Genomic DNA, 20,765 nt, shown 5'->3' with positions numbered 1-20,765 from the left:
TGCTCATTGCGGCATGGTGGCTATCGTTGGTCGCCCTAATGTCGGTAAATCTACACTGCTGAATAAAATCTTAGGTCAGAAGATCAGTATCACGTCGCGCAAGCCTCAAACCACTCGCCATCGTATTATGGGGATTGATACTGAGGATAATAAGCAGGCTATCTACGTAGATACTCCGGGACTGCACAAGGATGAGAAGCGAGCGATTAATCGCATGATGAACCGTGCCGCCAGCAGCTCTTTGGGCGATGTGGGCCTGGTACTGTTTGTGGTGGAAGGTACCCGCTGGACCGAAGAAGACGAACTGGTGCTGGATAAAATCAAACACGCTTTTGTACCTTGTTGGTTAGTGATCAATAAAACTGACAAAATCAAAGACAAAGACGAGTTACTGCCGCATTTCAAAGTACTGGTGGAAAAGTACAAGTTCGAAAAGATTATTCCGGTTTCTGCCAAACAAGGCACTGCAGTTGAAGAATTGCGCCGAGAAATTTTCCAGACCTTACCTGAATCTGAGCATTACTTTCCTGAAGACTATATCACCGATCGCTCTCAGCGCTTTATGGCCGCTGAGATCATTCGGGAAAAATTAATGCGATTTACCGGAGATGAACTTCCTTACTCGGTTACCGTAGAAATAGAACAGTTTAAAATGGCCGAAAACGGCGTGTTTCAAATCAACGGATTAATCCTGGTAGAGCGCGATTCCCAAAAGCCCATGATCATCGGCAAGGGTGGCGCACAGTTGAAACGCATTGGTGTCGAAGCCCGCCAGGATATGGAAAATCTGTTTGATACCAAAGTATTCCTGGAGTTGTGGGTTAAGGTTAAATCCAATTGGTCAGATGATGACAGGGCGCTGCGCAGCTTGGGGTACGACGACTTATAGGATACATAAACTATGTCTTTGGCAGATATTCGAAGAGATTACTGTAACCATCAATCAGATTTAAGCGAGCTGGGTGATGATCCCTTTCAAATATTTGATGATTGGTTACAAAGTGCCATTGACGCTGGTATCCCCGATCCTACCGCCATGACGGTGGCAACAGTGGACCGTTCTGGCCAACCTTCACAACGCATTGTGCTGCTCAAAGACGTAAGTCAGGGCGGTTTTGTATTTTACACAAACCTGGAAAGCCGCAAAGCCAGCGAACTGGAACACAACAACAAAATTAGCCTGCACTTTCCCTGGCACTATATGGAGCGCCAGGTGAAAATTTGTGGTGAGGCAGAGCGGGTTTCCGTTGCCGAGGCCACAAAATATTTCCTTAGCCGCCCCAAAGGCAGTCAATTGGCCGCCTGGGCTTCTGCTCAGAGCCGTCCCGTTTCATCGCGACAAATGTTATTGCAAAAATTAGAGGAAACCCGCCAGCGCTTTTCCCAAGGTAACTTGACGCTACCAAAATTCTGGGGCGGATTTCGGGTTATTCCTCATGAAATCGAGTTCTGGCAGGGGGGCCCAGACCGATTACATAACCGCATTAGTTTCTCACAGACCCAAGGACAGTGGACTAAACAGCGCTTGATGCCTTAGGCGGATAGCCTTGTGATTGACAGCCATTGCCATCTGGATTTTCCCGAGTTTGACTGCGACAGAGAGGTTGTGTGGCAAGCCGCCAGACAAAAGGGCTTAACAGCATTGCTCATTCCAGGCACGGAAGCTCGTTACTTTTCGCGCGTTCAAACTATTGCGCAACATTATAATGATGTCTATTACGGTTTGGGCCTGCACCCTTGGTTTTTAACTTCAGATCACCAGCACCAGCTGTCATTGTTGCAAGACGCATTGCATGCAAGTCGCGATGACACAAAATGTGTGGCCCTGGGGGAGATTGGGTTGGACTTTGCCATCGCTATCGAGCCGAAAGTGCAGATGAGTGTCTTCGAGCAACAGCTGGAAATGGCGCAGCAATTCTCATTGCCGGTTATTGTGCATCATAGAAAATCCCATAACGATACTATTCGAATTTTAAAAGCTTATCCTCGGGTGAAAGGAGTAATTCATGCCTTTTCTGGCAGTGCTCATGTGGCTCAGTCCTATGTGCAGCTGGGCTTCAAATTGGGCATAGGTGGCACCATTACCTATGAGCGCTCTGAGAAAACCAAAAAAGCCATCAAAGCCGTTGGTCTTCAGCATTTAGTGTTAGAAACCGATGCCCCCACAATGCCCCTTTCTGGCTATCAAGGGCAGCGTAACGAACCGGAAAAAGTGCTATTGGTTGCGGAAGCTCTGGCTCAGCAGTTAGACTTGGACTTAGACACTATAAGCTCGCAAACAACAAATAACTTTAACGAGCTGTTTTTAACAGCGGTTTAACGGTTTTTGTAGTGCCACAGGGCAATTCGTCGCCCCATTAAGATACCCAATATCAATAAAAGAAAACCGGCAATAATAAAGGGGCGGTAACTGGCCTGAACCACTGGCATTAATGTTTGTATCAGGTGTTGGCGGTTGAGGGTAACCCTTAAGTAACCTTGCAATTGTTCATTGGCCCAAAGTTCCTCAACATAGATTTGCGGCGATGAATCTCGATAGTTGTAGAGCAGGTGTTGACTGGTAAGCCAGGTATCGTTGTTGATTGCCTGACCATCGGGTGAAAATAGTACAACTTCAAGCACTCCAGGTTGCTGTGAGATATTGCTAATAATGGGCTCAAGTCTGCTGGCATCATGATTGGCTAAAACGTCACCGAGAATGGTGCTATATTGCGCAGTGAATTGCTGACCACTATTGTCCACCCAGCTATGCCATTTACTGATTTGGTAATGCTGCTCAACGACGTACAGATAAACAACCACAATCAGCAGAGATACCACAAGCAACAGATTAAAAACCCGCTTCCAGCCTCGTTTTTTGCGTTGTTGTTCCGTCAGTATTTCAACCAGCGCCATAGTTTGTTAATCGCTTTATGAGATATTCCCGATAATTCTGAATTTCAGAGTATCATAAACCTCATAAAAGAGTAGAATTTAGCAAAAACTTATCCGGGACCGAAAACATTGTATCTGGCCAATTTGACCGCGCAGCAATTTCTTGATTTTAGCTTGTTAGAAACCCTGGCAAACGCCAACAGCACCATCTACAAACTCTCGCCCAGAGAATTGCTGTTTGAATCGCAAAACACTATTGATTCCACTGTGCTTCCATTATCAGAGACGGACGTTAAAGCGCAAACAAGCGAGACACTGAGTAAGTTGGTGGTATTGGGTGAAGGCCTGAACCTGGAGAAACTCCAGCAAATCACTACTGAGTTTGCGGAATTGGATATTCAATCCTGGCAAGTGTCCGCAAAGGTCAGTGGTGAAGGGATCGTAGCTAAAGCGCGTTTGAGCAATGAATTTGAGAATAGCTTGAATTCAAAAATTGCCCAACTTGCCAATCGTTTACATGTTGAACTTGCCCTTGTGCAACAACCACCAAAGCTACAAGAGGGTGGTTTGATGGTGATGGACATGGACAGCACACTCATTGCCGTAGAGTGCATCGACGAAATAGCGAAGCTGGCAGGACTCGGAGATAAAGTGGCGGAAATTACCGAGCTGGCCATGCAAGGTAAACTGGATTTTAAAGAGAGCTTGTACAATCGCGTAGCCTGTTTGCAAGGAGTTGATGTGACGCTATTGCAAGGCATCCGTGACCGTCTACCGCTTATGCCTGGATTATCCACATTAGTGCGTGTGATGCAGCAACATCAATGGAAGATTGCTATCGCATCCGGTGGCTTTACCTTCTTTGCAGATTACCTAAAAGAGCGACTTAATCTGTGTGAGGCCGTGTCCAATGTACTGGAAGTGGCTGATGGTAAATTAACTGGCAAGGTCATTGGCGAGGTAATCGATGCCAATGCCAAAGCCGCAACCCTTAAACGCCTGGCAGAGCAATACAATGTGCCCGCATCACAAACCATTGCCGTGGGGGATGGCGCAAACGACCTGGTGATGATGGCAGAAGCTGCATTCGGTGTGGCCTATCACGCCAAGCCAGTAGTAGGAGAGAAGGCATCGGTGGCAATTCGATTTGGCGGATTGGATACTTTGCTGGAATTTTTAGATTAGTTTTTGCGATAAAAAGGCACCATCAGGTGCCTTTTTTGTTTAGGTTCCGAAATATCCGATATATTAACTATATATCGGGTGGAACAACCATCCCCAGGCGATTATTGTGGCAATCATGGTAGCTACCAATAGCAGGATGGCTGCAGTCACGATAGAGCTGGCATAAACAAAACCTTCTTCTACCGGAATGCGCATAATAATTGGCGTACCGACATAGAGTAAATAGATAGAGTAGGCCAGTGCGCCCATGGCAACAAAACTGAAGAACCACAATTCAGGATAAAAGGCCGCTAATCCTGACATAAACAAAGGGGTTGCGGTATAAGACGCCAGCTCTAGTGATTGTGCCCAACTTGGGTTGGAATCGTAGTGTTTACCCATGTAATGAATGATGTAAGTTAAACCAAATATGCCTGCCAGTAACACGCTATAAATGATAAACGCCATGATCACGGCTTCTGACGAATTCAGGAATATGCGCTCTCCGACACCAATACTCCAACCCAACTTTGCAGCAGAAAACCATGCCATGATGGCTGGAATGATGGTAATGATTGCAATATGTGAAAGGCTAAATCGATAGCTTTCGTGGCGTTTTTCGATGGTGTGCCATTCTTCTTTAGGATGCGCGTAAATGCCCCATAAATGATTTAGTACCATTTTAACCCCTTGTTATTATCAGGTTAACAAAATGTTAACAGTTGATTCAATTTTCATCGGTTTATTGTGAATCGTCAACAGATTTATTCTGAAAAGCCAATTTTGTAGTGAATTATTTTGACCCATGCTTGGATCTGGTATTTGTACTGTCCATAGGGTAAAGTTGCGCCAGCCATTGGCATCCTTTTTCAAACACAACACATTCCTCTTATTGAACACCATGTTAGAAAAATATCAGGAGCTGCTTGCTCCCATTCAATGCTTTCTGCAATGCGAAACACCACAAGCCTGGCTGGATGAAGCCATCAAGCCGGAAAATTTAAAAACTGTTTTGTTGGACCACCTTGTGTGTGAGTTAAAAGCCGCGCAGTCGGCGATGTTATTGATCCGCAAATACGCCGTTGATCCAGAAAGCACCCAGGATTTACTCAACTGGTTGAGACCCTTTGAAGATTTTACCTATCGCAAGCAAGGGGATTGGCGAGTGCTTGCAGAGCACAATAGGCTGAATAAGTCCATGATCCCAAGAGGAGATAAACCCTACAGTCAGGCCTTGATAGAGAAAATGGTATTGCTTATCAAAGAAGAGTTGCATCACTTTTATCAGGTGCTGGAAATCATTTATGAGATGGGCTTTGAATACGATTACATCAGCTCCAGTCGCTACGCCAAAGGCATGCTGTCTCATACCAAAAATCACGAGCCGGATGCTTTTATTGATAAGCTGATTTGTGGTGCCTATATCGAAGCTCGCTCTTGTGAACGCTTTGCTAAACTCGCCCCCCATGTTGCTCCAAGACTCGGAGAGTTTTACGTATCACTGCTTCGCTCTGAGGCCCGTCATTACCAGGATTATCTGACGCTTGCAGAAGAAATTGCCGGGGGCGATATCTCTGAAAAAGTGGCTTATTTTGGCAAGATCGAGGCGGAATTAATTGCTTCACCTGATGAAGATTTTAAATTTCATAGCGGTGTACCTGCAGGTGCGCTAACCTCTGTAGCGGTTTAACCTCACTTCGGGGATCTATAGAAGATGCAAAAACGATTTAGTCAGTCTTGTGAGAACAATCGTTTACCCATACTCGAGCAGTTACAGCGATTGCTAAAAGACAGTCAGCTGCTGTTGGAGATTGGCTCCGGCACAGGACAACACGCCAGCTATTTTGCGCCACAACTGCCGCATCTGTTTTGGCAAACCTCAGATGTTATACAAAACCACGATAGCATTATTGCCTGGATTCAGGACACGAACGCACGAAACCTGAAGTTACCCGTCAGCTTGCGCATTGGTACTGATCCCTGGCCAGAAGGGGATTTTGATGCCGTCTATACTGCTAATACTGCCCATATTATGCAAAAAAGCGAGGTACAATTATTAATGTCACTGGTAGCGCAACACCTGCCTTCGGGAGGCGTGTTTTGCCAATACGGCCCCTTTATGGAAAAAGGGGAATTTAGTAGTGAAAGTAACCAGGCATTTCATCAGCATTTACTGTCAGAAGGTTATGGCGGTTATCGTGATATTGATGAATTGTGCGATTGGGTGGCGGTATCGGGCTTGCAGCTTTCAGAAGTTATCACTATGCCAGCCAACAACTTGATGTTGGTATGGCATAAACAATAATCACTCTTTATCACAGGAAAATACCATGGCTGCCAGTAGCTTATTAGCGTTGATAGATGACATCGCCACCATTCTCGACGATGTTGCAGTAATGTCGAAAGTGGCTGCCAAGAAAACAGCGGGGGTGTTAGGTGATGACCTAGCACTGAACGCTGAACAAGTCTCTGGTGTTAAAGCAGACCGTGAACTTCCCGTAGTATGGGCGGTTGCTAAAGGTTCTTTTCTCAATAAACTCATCTTAGTGCCATCGGCACTTTTAATTAGTGCTATCTATCCACCGTTAATCATTATTTTGTTGGTGATCGGTGGACTCTATTTGTGTTTTGAAGGCTTCGAAAAAGTCTTTCATAAGCTGTTTCACAAACAGCAAGCTGAGCAAGAAGCGCAAGATTTTCTCAATCAGGTTAAAGCCAACGACGCCGATTTAGAGAAGCTGGAAAAGCAAAAGATCAAAGGGGCTATTCGCACCGATTTTATCCTGTCAGCAGAAATCATCGTTATTGTATTGGGCAGTGTTCAAGCCTCACCAATGCTCAATCAAATACTGGTTTTAAGCGGATTAGCGGTGGCCTTTACCGTGGGCGTGTATGGTTTAGTGGCCGGTATCGTCAAGCTCGATGATTTAGGACTATACCTGCTGGAAACAGGTAATAGTTTTAAAAAGCGCCTCGGTCAGTTTTTGTTATCTTTTGCCCCGTTTTTAATGAAGTCACTTTCGGTGATTGGCACCCTTGCCATGTTTTTGGTGGGGGGCGGAATTTTGGTACACGATATTCCTGTTTTACATCATTTTGAAGAAACACTACTTGCTATGGCTGCAGACATTATTGGTTCTGGAGCCTTATGGCAAGGGCTTGTCTCCTTGCTGAATTCGCTGCTGGTAGGCGTTATTGCCGGCGGGTTGTGTTTATTACTTTTAAACGCAGCCAGCAAACTAAGAGCAAAGTCATAGTTGATGCAAAAAGTTAAACAATCGCTCGCTGATAAGCTACTTGAACTGGCCCATTCAAGAGTGGTTTTTCCGGTTTTGACATTACTGTCATTTCTAGAATCCATCATTATCCCAATCCCTTTGGAAGCCATTTTGATTCCGCTGATGCACCACAATCGCGATAAAATCTGGTGGTTGGCAGCCTGTGCATTGTTGGGCTGTTTGCTGGGAGCGGTAACGGGCTATTTTGTGGGCGCACTGTTTTATGAGCAATGGGCCACACAGTTATACAGCCTGTTTGGTTCGCAGGAGACTTTTGAGCAAGTGATTGGTGAAATCGAATCACAGGGTTTTATCTATATACTTGCCGTTGGGGTAACCCCCATTCCGTTTCAGGTGGCAATGCTTGGAGCGGGCATTGCGCAATATCCATTTCTGTTGTTTCTACTGGCTGCCATTATCGCCAGAGGAGCGCGTTATTTCGGTTTGGCTTTGCTGGTATATTATGTAGGGCCCGCTGCAGGGCGCGTGATAAAACGCTATAAATATCAAGTGGCAGGCTTTTTTACTCTGGCACTATTGGGTTTTATTTACTATCAGTTTGCCGCTTGACCTGATCATCACTGTACAGTTGATACTGCCCGTCGTTAACTGATGAGGAGATGATGCTGATGCTAAAACTAAGCCCACAAGAGATGTTATTTATTACCCAGCTAGAGGACTGCACGCTACCTGCTGAACAGTTTGACCATATTGGGCACTTGAAGTTGGCCTTTCTACAGTTGCAGCGCTTTGAGCAAGAGGTTGCAATGCAACGCATTCTGGATGGTATTAAACGGTATGCCACGTCCTTGGGGGCCGCGCAAAAGTATCATAAAACTCTGAGCTGGTTTATGGTGAAGGAAATCGCCTGGCGTATGACTGAACAGGCCTGCATTAACTGGTCAGATTTTCTGGCTACCAATAACGATTTGCTGGAAAACAGTCAAAAGCTGGTGCATCGCCATTATTCAGAGTCATTATTGGCTACTGATTGGGCGCGAGTGAACATTGCTGAACCCGATAAATCAAAGCCGGAGTGGTATGTATAGCATAGGAAAACTGGCCAAACAGTTTGGATTATCCCGAGGCACGCTGCTGCACTACGACAAACTCGGATTGTTGTCTCCGTCGGGGCGCTCTGCCGTTGGGTATCGCCAGTATAGCGAGGGTGACCGAGCCAGATTGAAACAAATATGTGATTACCGTGATGCCGGGATAGGCCTTGATAAGATCAAAAGGCTTTTACAATCCAGTAGTGATAGCGCAGCGCTGCTACAGTCCCATTTTCACTTTCTGGCTGAGCAGATAACTCAACTAAAACAACAGCAGCAACGAGTGCTTAATTTGTTGCAAGCGCCGCAAATGATGGCACCTGACTACATCATGTCTAAACAGCAGTGGGTAGCAATCTTACGTGAGTCAGGGATGACTGATGATGATATGTGGTTGTGGCATCAGGCATTTGAACGGGCTCAGCCAGAAGGGCATACCCGCTTTTTACGAAGCTTAGGTATTGAAGAAGACGAGATTAGGCAAATCAAAGCTCGTTCCAGATAACTTGTCTCTGCTGATTCATTACCAAGGCTGATCTTCAGGTTTTTTACTCCAGATAGTAAAAACAACAAATGGTGATTGACCTTTGTGCTCACATATATGAATATTCACATATGTGAAATTTCGAATGTGTCATGAAGTTTATCTGTTGAGTATGAGCCCACTTTCTTTTTATAAATGCCTTGCCGATGACACCCGGTTAAAGTCTCTGTTGCTTATTCAGGAAACCGGGGAGGCTTGCGTCTGCGATCTGATGCGAGCCCTGCAGTTGGAACAGCCAAAAATTTCTCGTCATCTTGCTGACTTGAGAAAGTGTCAAATTGTACTGGATGAACGTCGTGGAAAATGGGTGTTCTACAAGATTCATCCACAACTGCCCCTATGGGCGAAACAGGTTCTGGAATTGTCAGCACAGGATAACCTGAATTTTTATCAAGACGCCCTGGCACGTCTGCAAGCTCAACCCGGCCCTTGCTAACTGGAAAATTTATGAAAATACTCTATATCTGCACTCACAATCGTTGCCGCAGCATTCTCTCTGAGGCGATCACCAATCATCATGCTCAAGGTATAATTGACGCTCGTAGCGCGGGTAGTCAACCCGCTGGCGAAGTGCACCCCTTGTCGCTGCAATACCTACAGGAAACGGGCTATGCCGTGGATGGTTTGCAGAGTCAATCCTGGGATGAATTCGAAGACTTTGCACCGGATTTGGTGGTCACTGTTTGTGATTCGGCTGCTGGCGAAATCTGTCCTTTGTGGTTTGGCAAATCCGCTAAAGTGCACTGGGGACTTGCGGATCCGTCCAAGTTACAAGGCTCCGATGAACAAAAGAAACAGGCGTTTCTGGACTGTATTGAACAGATCAAAACACGGGTTCAAGCCCTGGTGGATATTGCAAGGTCAAAGCCTGATCAGAAAACTCTCATTAACCAACTGGCGGAACTTGGAGCGCGATAGTTTTGAACGACAAGACCGTTGAAATTAAGGATAACAGTTTACCCAACATGGATTTGTCTCAGATAGATATTCCCACGTTTGAAAAGTGCCAACCTGTTGCTCTTGCGCACCCACCGCGCTTTTTGTTGTTGCATGGTTCGTTGCGGGAGCGTTCTTTCAGTCGCCTGGTAATTGCTGAGTGCGCTCGCATTCTGGCCCATTTTGGGGCGCAGGTGAAAATCTTTGATCCACAAGGATTGCCGCAAACAGATACTGAAGATGCCGATCATCCCAAGGTGCAAGAATTGCGGGAGTTGATGACCTGGTCAGAAGGGCAGGTGTGGTGCTCGCCGGAACGCCATGGCTCAATGACTTCTATTTTCAAAAGCCAGATTGACTGGGTACCGCTATCACTCGGAGCTGTGCGCCCGACTCAGGGTAAAACCCTGGCGGTAATGCAAGTATGTGGTGGTTCGCAGTCTTTCAACGTGGTGCAGCAGCTACGCCAGTTAGGTCGTTGGATGCGCATGGTGACCATTCCCAATCAGTCTTCGGTGGCAAAAGCATTTCTGGAATTTGATGACAACGACCGCATGAAGCCGTCGGGCTATTACAATCGCATTGTGGATGTCATGGAAGAGTTGATGAAGTTCACTCTGTTACTGCGAGGCAACAAAGACTATTTCGTAGATCGATATTCCGAGCGAGTGGAGTCGGCTGAAAAGTTGATGCAACGGGTTAATCAGCGTTCGGAGTAGTTTTGTTAGTGGCCGCTGGTTTTTAATCGGGATTTTGCAGAAAACACTGGCCTAATCAGCGGTTGCAGCAGGGCTTTTAGTATTGCGGTTAGCATTAGCGCAAACAGGCCCAGTTGCACTATTCTGAAGGCACATTCGCCAATGAGCTTAACAAACAATTTCCAAAGCGAACTGCCAAATTGGCAAACCTTTCTGGCTTGCTTTGCGATAGCAAGATAGTATTTTTTTGCCTGCCTCTTAGTGATTATTTTCATCAGCCTATCCCCTCATAGAGTTAAGAAAACGCTGTAATAATGTTATCGGCAGTTCTAAAGGATTAATTAAGAAAGAGGCTGTGGACCCGAGTGAGATAGTTTGGGGCAGACACCTTGAAACCGAATTGATTTTTCAAAGTGACGAATAAGTCCGGTTCAAAATTTCTGACCCCAAAATCAGTTAGCTTGCCAATGCTAGCTGCACATCCACATTACCGCGTGTGGCATTGGAGTAGGGGCAAACCTGATGGGCTTTGGCGATGAGATCTTCTGCAACGGCTTTATCCAGCCCTGGTAAAGACACAGATAAGGCTGCAGAAATAGCAAACCCAGGCCCTTTGTCGTTCTGACCAATACCAATTGTGGCTTTTACGGATAATTCTTCCGGTAAGGTCAGCTTTGCCTGACCGGCAACAAACTTCATGGCACCGATAAAACAGGCTGAATATCCGGCAGCAAATAATTGCTCAGGGTTCGTGCCTTCACCGCCCGCACCACCCAGCTCTTTGGGAGTACTTAACTTTACAGATAAACGGCCATCTTCCGATGCAGATTGGCCGTCGCGACCGCCAGTTGAGGTAGCTGAGGTTGTATATACTGGATTCATGAGAACTCCTTATAAATTATCTAAGTAATAATTATCGCAATAACTAAGTGGGTGTTAAAAAAGCCCAATTAAGGACTTTTTGCGATTAAATCATTATTAAGTTATCGCGATAATAATTTTTGCGCAAGTTATATTTTTGAGATTCTTGTCTTTAGTTCCAAGAGGGTTGTTTTTAATGTTTCCATTTCCTGTAAAGAAATACCGCAACTCTCCGCCAGACAACGATTGACTTCTAGTCCTTGAGTTCGCAAAACTTTGCCCGATTCAGTAAGGGCAATGCTGAGTGCTCTATCGTCTTCTTTACCGCGAATACGTTTAACCAGCCCCTGGCTTTCCATGCGTTTAATCACTGGCGTGAGCGAGCCTGATTTTTGGCCCAGGCGATCTGCAATAGATTTCAGAGTGATGCCATCTTGTTCCCATAAAATCAGCATAATGGTGTACTGGGTGTAGGTAAGCCCCAGTGGCTCCAATAATGGCTTGTAAGCCTGGGTCATAGCCAGTGAGGTGGAATACAGAGCGAAACAAAGCTGGTTGTCCAGCGTTAAGGGATCACGTTGCGTCATGGTGTCGTCTTGATTGAAGCTTTGGCGTAGCTTAATACACTAATGGTTATTGCGATAGCCTAATTGTTGTCGGATCAGTGGCTGAGATTCACCGCCAGTCGGGTGCGAATAAATTCGGCCAGTTTGTCAGTGGCTTCTTTGTTGCGCTGGTGGCGCACGCTAAGTTGAATGGCAATTTTACCTAATGGGGGCAGGGCGGCGTTTTCGATAATGATCAAATTATCTGGCACTGTACTTTTGGCTAAAGCGGTTATTCCCAGGCCTTGCTGTATCGCGGCACTTATGCCAGTGATATCGGAAATGGTGTAGCGAATATGGTGGTGTAAACCAGCAGTATTTAAACTGCGTAGCAATTGCTCTCGATAGCGACAGCCTTCTGGTGCCACCACTAAGTCCACAGAACTTTGAGTGAGCAATTGTTTTTCGGAACCCACCCAAACCAACTCATCTGTCAGGGTAAAACCTTCAGACCCGGCGTTTGCTTCGGCATCGTTTTGTGTGGCGATAGTGAGTAATAAATCGAAGGGGTTGCTGCGATGTTTTTCCAGCAATGAGGCACTCAATGACGATGTCACCTCCAATGTGACATCTGGATACATATTGTTAAAAGAGCCAATAATGGAAGGCAATAGTTGCGTGGCAAACTCGCTGGGAATGCCTAAACGCAAGTTACCCGAAACGGGCTTTTCCGCGAAGAACTGAAAAATGTGATCATTTTGCTTTAACAGGGGAATGGCCAGTTCATAAAGCTTTTGCCCGGCGTGGTTAACTACCTGGCGCTGTCCTTGTTTTTGAAACAGCCGTGTGCCCAATTGCTCTTCCAGTTTTTTGATTTGTAAACTGACTGCAGGCTGAGAACGGCCCAATACTTCACCGGCTCTGGAAAATCCATCCAGCTCTACCACGGTAACGAAGGTACGCAAATTTTCTAATGACAGCTGCTTCATGGGCGTTCGATTATGACCAAAACTACGGTGTTCACTAAATTGTTAGCAATTGTACCTGAGGCTTTTGTTATTAACAGGGAACTTTTACAATTCCCTCCACACTAAAAAAAATTCACCTATCCACTTTAAAAGGGAAGTTATGAAAAAGTCAGCGATTGTTCTGGGACTATCACTACTTACACTTAGCATGCAAAGCTATGCAAATTCGCTGGAAAAGCTGCAAGCTCGTCTGGCGCAATTGGAGGGTAATTCGCCTATCACTGCGCAATTTGGTAATCAAATAGAGAATATCCGTGGCGAGGGCAAGGAGCAGCGTATTCGCACAGGGGAAGCCAGTTTAACCTTGTCAGATGACGGTTCTGGATTGCAAGTGCATTATTCGCAGAGTTTGTTAACCAAGGTAGAGCAAGAACAACAAGCAAAAGCGGACGACGAAGATGTGAACACGCCAACTATGATGGCGCTGGAAAATTTGGATGCTATTGATTTCCAAAATATGATCTCGGCAGGGCCCAGGTTGCAGCGTTTTTTGGCCCGTAGCACCTATGTTGGCGTTCAAGATTTAGAAGAACCTGTGGCAGGAGAAACGGTGTTGCAGTTTGATTTGCCGCTCGAAGTCATCATAGATGATAAGAAAACCCGCGAATATGTGAATAAATTCGAGGGGCAGTTTTTTATTACTGTCGCTGAAGATGGCACCCCACTGCGTTCTAATATCTCGTTCCATGGCAAAGGCAGAGCGTGGGTATTAATGAGCATCAGTGCCTGGCTTGAACGAGAAACGCAATATCAATTGTCGGGAGATCGCTTGCTGCAGGTCAGTCGCAATGGCAAAGGCGGTTTTAGCACGTCGTTTTTTCCGGATACCAGCTGGAGTAGCTCTGAATCGCTAACCGTAGCTAATGATGGGATGGACATGCAATTAAGCGCTAACTAGTTTGCAAGGTTCTGAACGCTAAATTACTGGAAAAATCCGCACATGAAAAAACGTCCGGCATAAGCCGGACGCCAAAAAGTACGCAGTTAGTTAGAGCGTGTAGACCTTTGCTGTAAAATTGTACAGCAACGGTCAATACGCTCTCGTGTGTCGCATCTCTTTATCGAGTTGTTGTTAACGTATTATCGCGTGCTTTTTTATTCGTTTAAAAAATAAACGATTAAGCGTCGCGAAATATTCCAATCTAATCTAAAACAATCCCACTGGCGAATAGTTATGGCCGGGTAATACCGTGGCCAGATCATTGTTAAGCATGTGGTTTACCAATATATCACCATAGATATCGTGGCAGTCCAGGGTGTGCTCCAGGTAGCGGCCGCGATTCAGTTGGTCATCTTCAAGGCCCGGCCAGTCACCGAATATCCCACCATTAATACCACCGCCCATGGCAAACCAGCAGGAAGCATGGCCGTGATCGGTGCCCTGGCTGCCATTTTCATGTGATGTTCTACCAAATTCAGTGGCAGTGAGTATCACCACATCGCTCATCATAGTGCCCATATCTTGATAAAATGCGGTGATGGCCTCACTAAAACGCCCCAGGTTGGGGGGTAATCGCATGGCCTGATCCGCATGTGTGTCCCAACCGCCAACACTCACTGTGGCAATTTCTAGTCCCACACCGGCCTTTAACAACTGCGCCACTTGCTGTAAGTCTCTTGACAGGCCACTGTTGGGATAAGTAACACCATTGTCCGGGATATATTCCTGATTGCGAATATCGCCAATGATGTTGAGATCCGATACCAAGGAGCTGCCAAAACGCTGCAATAATTGGTGATTTGTCATGGCACTGGCGGGTTGTTGGTAAATCTGATCAATGCGCTGCAACAACATGGCTTGTTCGTCATCAGTTACGCCTATGCTGAAATCGGCAAGGCTACCAATGGTTTTAGCATCGGCAGAGCCCACCAATGACTGCGCAATACCGCCACGCCCCATGCTTACCGCTCGAAACGAAGAGGGTAAAAACTGCGATTGCATGTGACGGTTGAGCCACCCATCATCACTCACCTGTTGCCCGTTTCGCACCCCAGGGCGGGCACTTTCAATGTAATGTTGGCTATCAAAATGCGAGCGAGAGGCGTCGTTGTAATGGGTGGTAGGCATAATAGCCAGATTACCTTCTTGCCAGATTTGGTGTAATCCCGTCATATTATTATCCAGACCGAATACACCGTTCAGGTCCAATGCGGCGTTAGCCAGGCCCGAATCCGGTGCAGGAATGGCGATGGTGGGGCGAATGTTGTAGTAATTGGGCTCAGAGTAGGGCACCATCACATTCAGGCCATCGCAACCCCCGCGCTGAAATATCACCACGACAGATTTTCCCTCCGCTGCCATAGCTTTGCGGAACGACAGCGACATGGGGTTATCGGTTAACATGCCGGCAGAAGCAGTGGCAGTCAGTAACCCTTTTACAAATTGACGACGTTTCATATTCACTACTCCTGGGTTTTATTGATACTGGAATGCCGGATAACTCAGCATGGTGCCCAGCAGGCGTTGTAATTTCTCGGGGGCGTCGGGCGAATTGATATTAAAAGACTCTCCCTCAGCGATATTTTCATTGAGTAGGGCAATCGCCACATCCCGCTCCAGATCGGTAAGCCTACCGTTAAGGGTTAAGTCGGCGAGCAAGCCCACAATGGCATCGGCCGAGCTATAGCCCATGGAAATCAACAATTGTTGCAAATCAACACTGGCACCTTCGCGCCCCTCCAGGGCAAATCGATTGGCGAAGCGAATGCGCTGCAACAGGGCATCTGAGCTTAACCAGTCTGCTCCAGTTTCGGCCAGACCAGTAGGCACTGGATACTCAAATAGGCTATAACCCATTCTGGATAAGGTGCGGGCCATTTCGTAATAGTCCGGTGTGGCGTTAACGCTGCGCACGGCAGCCAATAAAACTTCCAATGGCGTTTTAATTTTGCTGCCCTGGTGTTCCAGCGCCACGAATTCATCTGAGCCGAACAACACTGTTAAAACGCTGGCGATATTGCCTCCGGACAACAGGAATTCGCCTTCACACTGACCCTGCAAACTGGTAACCGGAGTATCTGATACAAATAAGGTGATCAGTTTGCGGCAGATATTGCGCGCCGTATTAGGGTGGCTGGCCAAGATATCTAGTGCGCTTTCACCTTCTTGCAGTCCTGATCCCGGTATAGCAACACCTAACAAGGTTTTGTCGCTGAAATCGTGGGCGGTTTCGTTAAAGAAGAAAGCGCCATCTTGTTCATGCCAGCCAGTAAATATCCTGGACAGTTCGGCAACATCTTCAGATGTATAGCCACCATCAACGCCCAGGGTATGAAGCTCCATGATTTCCCGAGCGTAGTTTTCATTGGCTCGGCCCACAAAGTTTTGCGCGTTGTTGAGATAATAAATCATGGCCGGGCTTTTCGCGCTAACCGCCAGAATATCCCGGAAGTTGCCTAAGGCATGTTGTCGGAAGCCTTGGTTTTCAGCCACTTCAAATGCCAGGTTGCGATGCACACCATAATGGGTGTTGAAGTGGTTCTCCCAGAACCAGGTCATCACTTCGTTAAGCTGACGATGTGAGTAAAGCATGTGGTGCATTTGTAATGCTTTGAGATCGTCGATGCTTTCCAGTGTCCAGGACTGCGCCGCTGTTTGCACTTCGCTATCGTCAATCTCTGCCGGATTTAACTGTTCTGCCAGGAAGGTGGCGGCATCCGGTTGATTAACATACAAATCTGGCGTCATACCAAAGGTAATACGACTGATAAGCTGCTGTTGTTGCGGTACGATGGTTTGCACGGCTAAAGCCAGCGTGATGTCGGTGGTTTTATCCGAATTGTCGATAGCACTGAGATTCAGGCTGATGGTTTCTCCGCCTGATACTTTACCGTTGGTAACAATCAGCGCCCATTGCCCGTCTTCTGCCACACTAACCAACTGGTCTTCAATGGTTGTGCCCAGTAGTGGGTCGGTGAGGCTGGCGCGCACTTGCACTGTGCCGGTGTCGTCACTGGCGTTACCTAAAATCGTAAACCCGGTTTCGTTGACACTGTCGTTGTCTTGGTGAGAGACGATGGTGATAACCGGGGCTTCCATATCTGATACCACGTTAAAGCTGCGCTCTGTCGATATACTGTTGAGGGCGGCGTCATAAGCGGTAACCAAAACCGTGATTTGTTCATCAAAGCTGATAGCAGAGTCGGGTACCGGAAATTGCCATTGGCTGTTCTCCTGCAGAGTGGCATCACCTGTGGTGGTGCCTTTCACCGGGTCGACAATGCTCACCTCAACTCGCGCAATGCTGTTATCATCGCTGGCAGTACCGGCCAGTAAAAAGCCATTACCGTTAACATTGTCTCGGGTAGGGCTGGTGATAAATACTTCGGGGTCGGCCAGGTCCAGCTCACCGTATTCACCTTGTTTAACAATAAATTGCACCGCACCTTCGTTGTAAAGAATGGGGCCATAATAGGTTTTATCTTCACCAAAGGGATTGCGTGCCTTTAATACATAGCGGGTACCGTCGCGCAGGCGGTCAAGGTCGAATACTACATTGCCTTCGGCGTCAGTATCGCCGCGTCGTCCCCAGCGGGTTTTGTTGTCTTCATCCAGCCAGTTGGCGTCAATTCTCACATTGCCAATGGCGGCATTGGTGTCGCGGTCGATCAGTTGTACAGGCACAGTGGCAACCCGGAAGTTTACATCCTGAAGGCTACTGATTGTTTCACTGTAGGAATCGCCGGTGGTGAGATAGCGCGCTTTGAACTGATATACCGCGCCGCTATCAAAGCCTTCCAGATCGAACTGGGCGACACCTTCGGCGTTGGTATTGGCGCGCTGGTAATATTTAAAACTACCGTCGTCTTGTTGCTTGCGGGCGTCAATTTGAAAATCTGGTACCACACTGTTATTGGCCACATCAAACAGGCTAACGTTCACCGGCATATTGCCCAGAACAAATTCCATGCTGTCTACATCGCCGAACGGTTCGCTGTAGCGTTTTACGTCGTTAATCTCACTGTAAGCGCGCAACAGGTATTGCTGACCAATATCCAAATCCGGCAATTTAAAATAGGCCATACCGTTTTCATCGGTGTCCTGACGGCTATACCACTTAGTCTCTGTGCCCGTTATCTTGTATACATCAATGCGTTTGCCGGGTAAGGGCGGTTGACTGGCCTGGCTACCGTCCAGCAAAGTGACCGGGATACCATCGGCATCGTAATAGATGTCGAAATTGACATCGCCAGCTTCTGTGATCACATCGCTATAGATGTATTCACCGTCAAAGGGGCGTAATTTAATTTGATATTGTCGGCTCTCATAAAATCCCTGCACATCAACACTGGCAAAGCCATTTTCATCCGTGGTAAGGGTGGCGAAGTGTTTTGAATCTTCTTCGGTAACATCCCTCACACTGATGCGCATATCAGAGATGGGTGAATTAGTGCGGGTGTTGTTCAGGGTAATGTTGAGCATCTGTGGCAGCTTGCCAAATACATGCTCAGAGCCACCTAGGCCGGGTAACAGGGATTCGTAGTTTTTACGCTCGATGTTAACAACGGCCTGGTATTGCTCGTCTTGTTGCAATTCTGGTAGTGCAAGTAAAACCTGACCATTTTCATTCGTGTTTGCATGACTGATTTTTTCACGTTGTTCTCCTGCTAGTCGGTATATGTTGACGCGGGTATCGGTAAGAATGGGATTACCTTCCACCCGGCCGTTAAGAATCGTAAGTACGGTATTACCCAGCGGGAATTGATGCTCGCCAGTGCTGGTAATGGGCATTTCTGCGCGGAAACCGTCGCTGCTGATGGCTTTTAACAGGGCAGGGTGCTCGTTATTGAGTTCCCCCAGATGAAATACCACCTGGCCGTTTTCATCGGTATTTTCGCGTTTTTCGGTATACCAGCTGCCATCTTCTCGCTGCCGTCTGACATCAATGCGGGTATTGGCAAGTGGTGCGTTGCTCACCGGGTTTACCACTGTGACGCTGGTGGGCTGATAACCCACCACAAAATCGTGGCTTCGATTACCCGTTAGTGGTTCGCTGTAAAAGCCGCGACTGGTTTGGGTATGGTTGGCTTTAAGCACATACTGCTGACCTTTTTCCAGATCCGGCAAGGTAAAGGCCACGTTGCCCGAAGCGTCGGTATCTTTGCGGGTATACCAATGTTTTTCTTCGCCTTCCAGTCGATAAACATCCACCCGGCTATCGGCGATGGCTGTGGGGTTTGGTTGGGTGCCATCCAGAACATTCACCACAAATCCCTCAGGCTCCAGATGCAGGTTGAAAGTCAGATCTGCAGGACTGGTGATAACATCACTGTAGATACGCTCACCATCATAAGGTTTAAAGCGTACCTGATACTGACGATCCTCGTAAAAGCCTTGGATGTCTGCGGCGATTTGTCCATTAGCGTCGGTTTCCAGGGTTTTAAAATGACGTGACTGCTCTTCAGTTACATCGCGTATTTCCATACGCATTCCCACAATAGGCTGTGCCGTGGCGGTGTTGTTCAGGGTCACCCGCAACATTTGCGGTAGCTTGCCAAATACCGCGCTGCTGTCGCCGGTCTGGTTGATGTCGGCAGTGTAGCTTTTATCGTTGATACGCACTTTGGCGACATAAGTTTGGTTTGTGCCAAGCCCCGGTAAATCCAGTAATACCTGACCATTGACATCACTGGTATTGCGAAACAGGTACTCAAGCCCCGAATCAGATTGTTGGTAGAGAGTAACTCGTGTGTCAGGTAAAATCGGTTGGCCTTCTTCGCGCCCGTTTAATAGTTGTACTCTGGCGTTGCCAAAAGCGAAGGTTAGAGTGCCGGTATCAGATACTACGCGTTTTGCGAAAAAGCCCTCAGCGTTATAGGTTTTCAATTCGTATTGCACGCCGTTGCCCAATCCCGGTAAATCAAATACCGTTTGGCCGTTGGCGTCGGTTTCTCTGCGTCCCGCCCAGGAAGTACTGCCGTCAGCTTCAATGCGTCGGGCGTCAATGCGCTGCGCTGCAACGGGGGCACCGCTGATACCGTGATTTAGTTGTACGTTGAGCGGTAGATTGCCCACCACAAATTCCAGTTCGCCTGTGGCACTGGTAATTTCGCTGCGTTTTTCTTCATTAGTCAGGGTAGAGCGAGCAGTGAAGACATATTGCAGGCTTTCGTCCATGGGATTAAAGCGCACTATGCCGTTTTGATCGGATGTGGCTGAGCTAATCCATTGCAGACCACCATCTGCTTTAACTGCTTTTAAGGTGACTTTGTGCTCTTCTAATGCCGGGTGATTGGCATCAGCGCCGTTTTTTAGATAAATCAACTTTTGCCCCACCGTAAAGGTGTAATCGCTGACATTGGTCACGGCTTGGCTGTAAATGCTACTGGCATTAAAGGCACGAGTTTTAAATTGGTACTGCGTGCCAGACTCGATACTGTCTAATTCAAACTGTATCTCACCATTGGCATCGGTACTTTTACGGGCCACCCAGTCTCGACTTCCGTCTGTAAGAATCCTGTAGGCAGTGACTTCGGCATCTGTTGCAACGGTGCCTGTAGCATTATCAAACAGGGTAAGGTTGAAGGTGCCGGCCTGTGCCTGCCCGAACAACGCCAGGGCAATTAACCCGACTATCCAGAGTCTTTTGAGATACCAATACCGCATGCTGTTGCCTCCTGAATAAATATCAAGGAGCCGACCCCTTGATGAATGTTCAGATAATAGTCGCTGAATGAATTGCTAACAGAAAAAGCAGGCATGCGGGTTAATACCCTGTAAGTCATGGTTATACCTAAGTAACAAGAAGTTGACTAATTGGTAAAGGGTATAAAAACTCCAAATGT

22 protein-coding genes are annotated in these 20,765 nt (G+C 47.1%); 14 read left to right on the top strand and 8 right to left on the bottom strand.

The annotated features are described in order from the left end of the window. Positions 1-13 precede the first annotated feature (13 nt). From era to ACXAGP_RS03070, 3 genes are read left to right on the top strand one after another with little or no spacing between them, the layout of a single operon-like run. The gene (gene era / locus ACXAGP_RS03080) at positions 14-889 is read left to right on the top strand and encodes a GTPase Era (protein WP_338294859.1); all 876 of its coding nucleotides are present in this window, start codon (positions 14-16) and stop codon (positions 887-889) included. Between the two features lie 12 nt (positions 890-901). Next, positions 902-1,537 carry a pyridoxamine 5'-phosphate oxidase gene (gene pdxH, locus ACXAGP_RS03075; protein WP_475259452.1) on the top strand — a complete coding sequence of 212 codons (636 nt, stop codon included), beginning with the start codon at positions 902-904 and terminating at the stop codon, positions 1,535-1,537. Positions 1,538-1,549: 12 nt separating this feature from the next. Further along, entirely contained in the window at positions 1,550-2,320 is a 771-nt protein-coding gene (locus ACXAGP_RS03070; protein ID WP_475259451.1) for a TatD family hydrolase, read from the top strand. On the opposite strand, the gene ACXAGP_RS03065 is transcribed toward ACXAGP_RS03070, so the two are convergent. Further along, positions 2,317-2,895, bottom strand: a complete 579-nt coding sequence (locus tag ACXAGP_RS03065) for a hypothetical protein (RefSeq protein ID WP_475259450.1) — start codon at positions 2,893-2,895, stop codon at positions 2,317-2,319. The two genes, ACXAGP_RS03070 and ACXAGP_RS03065, sit on opposite strands and share 4 nt — an antisense overlap. A 108-nt stretch (positions 2,896-3,003) precedes the next feature. Between ACXAGP_RS03065 and serB the strand changes: the two genes are divergently transcribed. Then, entirely contained in the window at positions 3,004-4,059 is a 1,056-nt protein-coding gene (gene serB / locus ACXAGP_RS03060) for a phosphoserine phosphatase SerB (protein WP_475259449.1), read from the top strand. 63 nt (positions 4,060-4,122) lie between these two features. Here serB and ACXAGP_RS03055 read toward each other — a convergent pair whose 3' ends face one another. Then, positions 4,123-4,719 (bottom strand): Yip1 family protein, encoded by a 597-nt coding sequence (locus ACXAGP_RS03055; protein WP_475259448.1) that lies wholly within the window; start codon positions 4,717-4,719, stop codon positions 4,123-4,125. A 220-nt stretch (positions 4,720-4,939) separates the two neighbouring features. Between ACXAGP_RS03055 and miaE the strand changes: the two genes are divergently transcribed. The 9 genes from miaE (at position 4,940) to arsH (ending at position 10,567) form a co-directional block, all read left to right on the top strand. Then, the gene (gene miaE, locus ACXAGP_RS03050) at positions 4,940-5,728 is read left to right on the top strand and encodes a tRNA isopentenyl-2-thiomethyl-A-37 hydroxylase MiaE (RefSeq protein ID WP_475259447.1); all 789 of its coding nucleotides are present in this window, start codon (positions 4,940-4,942) and stop codon (positions 5,726-5,728) included. A gap of 24 nt (positions 5,729-5,752) precedes the next feature. After that, entirely contained in the window at positions 5,753-6,343 is a 591-nt protein-coding gene (locus ACXAGP_RS03045) for a DUF938 domain-containing protein (RefSeq protein ID WP_475259446.1), read from the top strand. A 25-nt stretch (positions 6,344-6,368) separates the two neighbouring features. Then, positions 6,369-7,295 (top strand): DUF808 domain-containing protein, encoded by a 927-nt coding sequence (locus tag ACXAGP_RS03040; protein ID WP_475259444.1) that lies wholly within the window; start codon positions 6,369-6,371, stop codon positions 7,293-7,295. 3 nt (positions 7,296-7,298) lie between these two features. Then, complete coding sequence (locus tag ACXAGP_RS03035; protein WP_475259443.1) at positions 7,299-7,886, top strand: YqaA family protein; 588 nt, start codon at positions 7,299-7,301, stop codon at positions 7,884-7,886. 59 nt (positions 7,887-7,945) lie between these two features. Then, positions 7,946-8,365, top strand: coding sequence for a hypothetical protein (locus ACXAGP_RS03030; protein WP_475259442.1), 420 nt, complete (start codon positions 7,946-7,948; stop codon positions 8,363-8,365). After that, complete coding sequence (locus ACXAGP_RS03025) at positions 8,358-8,873, top strand: MerR family transcriptional regulator (protein ID WP_475259441.1); 516 nt, start codon at positions 8,358-8,360, stop codon at positions 8,871-8,873. Before ACXAGP_RS03030 ends, ACXAGP_RS03025 begins: the two co-directional genes overlap by 8 nt. Before the next feature lie 124 nt (positions 8,874-8,997). Further along, a complete protein-coding gene (locus tag ACXAGP_RS03020) occupies positions 8,998-9,348 on the top strand; it encodes a metalloregulator ArsR/SmtB family transcription factor (protein ID WP_475259440.1) in 351 nt (116 codons plus the stop codon). A gap of 11 nt (positions 9,349-9,359) precedes the next feature. Further along, on the top strand, positions 9,360-9,830 hold the full coding sequence (locus tag ACXAGP_RS03015) for an arsenate reductase ArsC (protein WP_475259439.1): 471 nt from the start codon (positions 9,360-9,362) through the stop codon (positions 9,828-9,830). Positions 9,831-9,877: 47 nt separating this feature from the next. Further along, complete coding sequence (gene arsH, locus ACXAGP_RS03010; protein ID WP_475259508.1) at positions 9,878-10,567, top strand: arsenical resistance protein ArsH; 690 nt, start codon at positions 9,878-9,880, stop codon at positions 10,565-10,567. 5 nt (positions 10,568-10,572) lie between these two features. On the opposite strand, the gene ACXAGP_RS03005 is transcribed toward arsH, so the two are convergent. The 4 genes from ACXAGP_RS03005 to ACXAGP_RS02990 form a co-directional block, all read right to left on the bottom strand. Further along, positions 10,573-10,821, bottom strand: a complete 249-nt coding sequence (locus ACXAGP_RS03005) for a hypothetical protein (protein WP_475259438.1) — start codon at positions 10,819-10,821, stop codon at positions 10,573-10,575. A gap of 181 nt (positions 10,822-11,002) precedes the next feature. Then, positions 11,003-11,428, bottom strand: a complete 426-nt coding sequence (locus ACXAGP_RS03000; RefSeq protein ID WP_475259437.1) for an organic hydroperoxide resistance protein — start codon at positions 11,426-11,428, stop codon at positions 11,003-11,005. A 128-nt stretch (positions 11,429-11,556) separates the two neighbouring features. Beyond that, positions 11,557-11,994: a MarR family winged helix-turn-helix transcriptional regulator gene (locus ACXAGP_RS02995; protein ID WP_475259436.1), complete on the bottom strand. Its 438-nt coding sequence runs from the start codon at positions 11,992-11,994 to the stop codon at positions 11,557-11,559. Positions 11,995-12,068: 74 nt separating this feature from the next. Further along, positions 12,069-12,941 (bottom strand): LysR family transcriptional regulator, encoded by an 873-nt coding sequence (locus ACXAGP_RS02990; protein WP_475259435.1) that lies wholly within the window; start codon positions 12,939-12,941, stop codon positions 12,069-12,071. A gap of 139 nt (positions 12,942-13,080) precedes the next feature. Between ACXAGP_RS02990 and ACXAGP_RS02985 the strand changes: the two genes are divergently transcribed. Then, entirely contained in the window at positions 13,081-13,878 is a 798-nt protein-coding gene (locus ACXAGP_RS02985) for a hypothetical protein (RefSeq protein ID WP_475259433.1), read from the top strand. Positions 13,879-14,127: 249 nt separating this feature from the next. Here the strand turns inward: ACXAGP_RS02985 and ACXAGP_RS02980 are convergent, their stop codons facing one another. Both ACXAGP_RS02980 and ACXAGP_RS02975 read right to left on the bottom strand, forming a co-directional pair. After that, positions 14,128-15,378: a DUF1501 domain-containing protein gene (locus tag ACXAGP_RS02980; protein WP_475259432.1), complete on the bottom strand. Its 1,251-nt coding sequence runs from the start codon at positions 15,376-15,378 to the stop codon at positions 14,128-14,130. Between the two features lie 18 nt (positions 15,379-15,396). After that, complete coding sequence (locus ACXAGP_RS02975; protein ID WP_475259431.1) at positions 15,397-20,586, bottom strand: DUF1800 domain-containing protein; 5,190 nt, start codon at positions 20,584-20,586, stop codon at positions 15,397-15,399. Between the last annotated feature and the right edge of the window lie 179 nt (positions 20,587-20,765).

This window comes from Planctobacterium sp. AWM4_229, assembly GCF_056160305.1.
Note: the sequence above shows the minus strand (reverse complement) of the source record. Positions and strands in the feature narration are given on the sequence as shown.

Bases quoted from the DNA above. Each gene is read 5' to 3' on its own strand.
- ACXAGP_RS03015 (WP_475259439.1), top strand. From the start codon at position 9,360: ATGAAAATACTCTATATCTGCACTCACAATCGTTGCCGCAGCATTCTC.
- miaE (WP_475259447.1), top strand. From the start codon at position 4,940: ATGTTAGAAAAATATCAGGAGCTGCTTGCTCCCATTCAATGCTTTCTG.
- ACXAGP_RS03000 (WP_475259437.1), bottom strand. From the start codon at position 11,428: ATGAATCCAGTATATACAACCTCAGCTACCTCAACTGGCGGTCGCGAC.
- pdxH (WP_475259452.1), top strand. From the start codon at position 902: ATGTCTTTGGCAGATATTCGAAGAGATTACTGTAACCATCAATCAGAT.
- arsH (WP_475259508.1), top strand. From the start codon at position 9,878: ATGGATTTGTCTCAGATAGATATTCCCACGTTTGAAAAGTGCCAACCT.
- ACXAGP_RS03005 (WP_475259438.1), bottom strand. From the start codon at position 10,821: ATGAAAATAATCACTAAGAGGCAGGCAAAAAAATACTATCTTGCTATC.
- ACXAGP_RS03020 (WP_475259440.1), top strand. From the start codon at position 8,998: ATGTGTCATGAAGTTTATCTGTTGAGTATGAGCCCACTTTCTTTTTAT.
- ACXAGP_RS03040 (WP_475259444.1), top strand. From the start codon at position 6,369: ATGGCTGCCAGTAGCTTATTAGCGTTGATAGATGACATCGCCACCATT.
- ACXAGP_RS02995 (WP_475259436.1), bottom strand. From the start codon at position 11,994: ATGACGCAACGTGATCCCTTAACGCTGGACAACCAGCTTTGTTTCGCT.
- ACXAGP_RS03025 (WP_475259441.1), top strand. From the start codon at position 8,358: ATGTATAGCATAGGAAAACTGGCCAAACAGTTTGGATTATCCCGAGGC.
- ACXAGP_RS02990 (WP_475259435.1), bottom strand. From the start codon at position 12,941: ATGAAGCAGCTGTCATTAGAAAATTTGCGTACCTTCGTTACCGTGGTA.
- ACXAGP_RS02980 (WP_475259432.1), bottom strand. From the start codon at position 15,378: ATGAAACGTCGTCAATTTGTAAAAGGGTTACTGACTGCCACTGCTTCT.
- ACXAGP_RS03035 (WP_475259443.1), top strand. From the start codon at position 7,299: ATGCAAAAAGTTAAACAATCGCTCGCTGATAAGCTACTTGAACTGGCC.
- ACXAGP_RS02985 (WP_475259433.1), top strand. From the start codon at position 13,081: ATGAAAAAGTCAGCGATTGTTCTGGGACTATCACTACTTACACTTAGC.
- ACXAGP_RS03030 (WP_475259442.1), top strand. From the start codon at position 7,946: ATGCTAAAACTAAGCCCACAAGAGATGTTATTTATTACCCAGCTAGAG.
- era (WP_338294859.1), top strand. From the start codon at position 14: ATGGTGGCTATCGTTGGTCGCCCTAATGTCGGTAAATCTACACTGCTG.
- ACXAGP_RS02975 (WP_475259431.1), bottom strand. From the start codon at position 20,586: ATGCGGTATTGGTATCTCAAAAGACTCTGGATAGTCGGGTTAATTGCC.
- ACXAGP_RS03065 (WP_475259450.1), bottom strand. From the start codon at position 2,895: ATGGCGCTGGTTGAAATACTGACGGAACAACAACGCAAAAAACGAGGC.
- ACXAGP_RS03045 (WP_475259446.1), top strand. From the start codon at position 5,753: ATGCAAAAACGATTTAGTCAGTCTTGTGAGAACAATCGTTTACCCATA.
- ACXAGP_RS03055 (WP_475259448.1), bottom strand. From the start codon at position 4,719: ATGGTACTAAATCATTTATGGGGCATTTACGCGCATCCTAAAGAAGAA.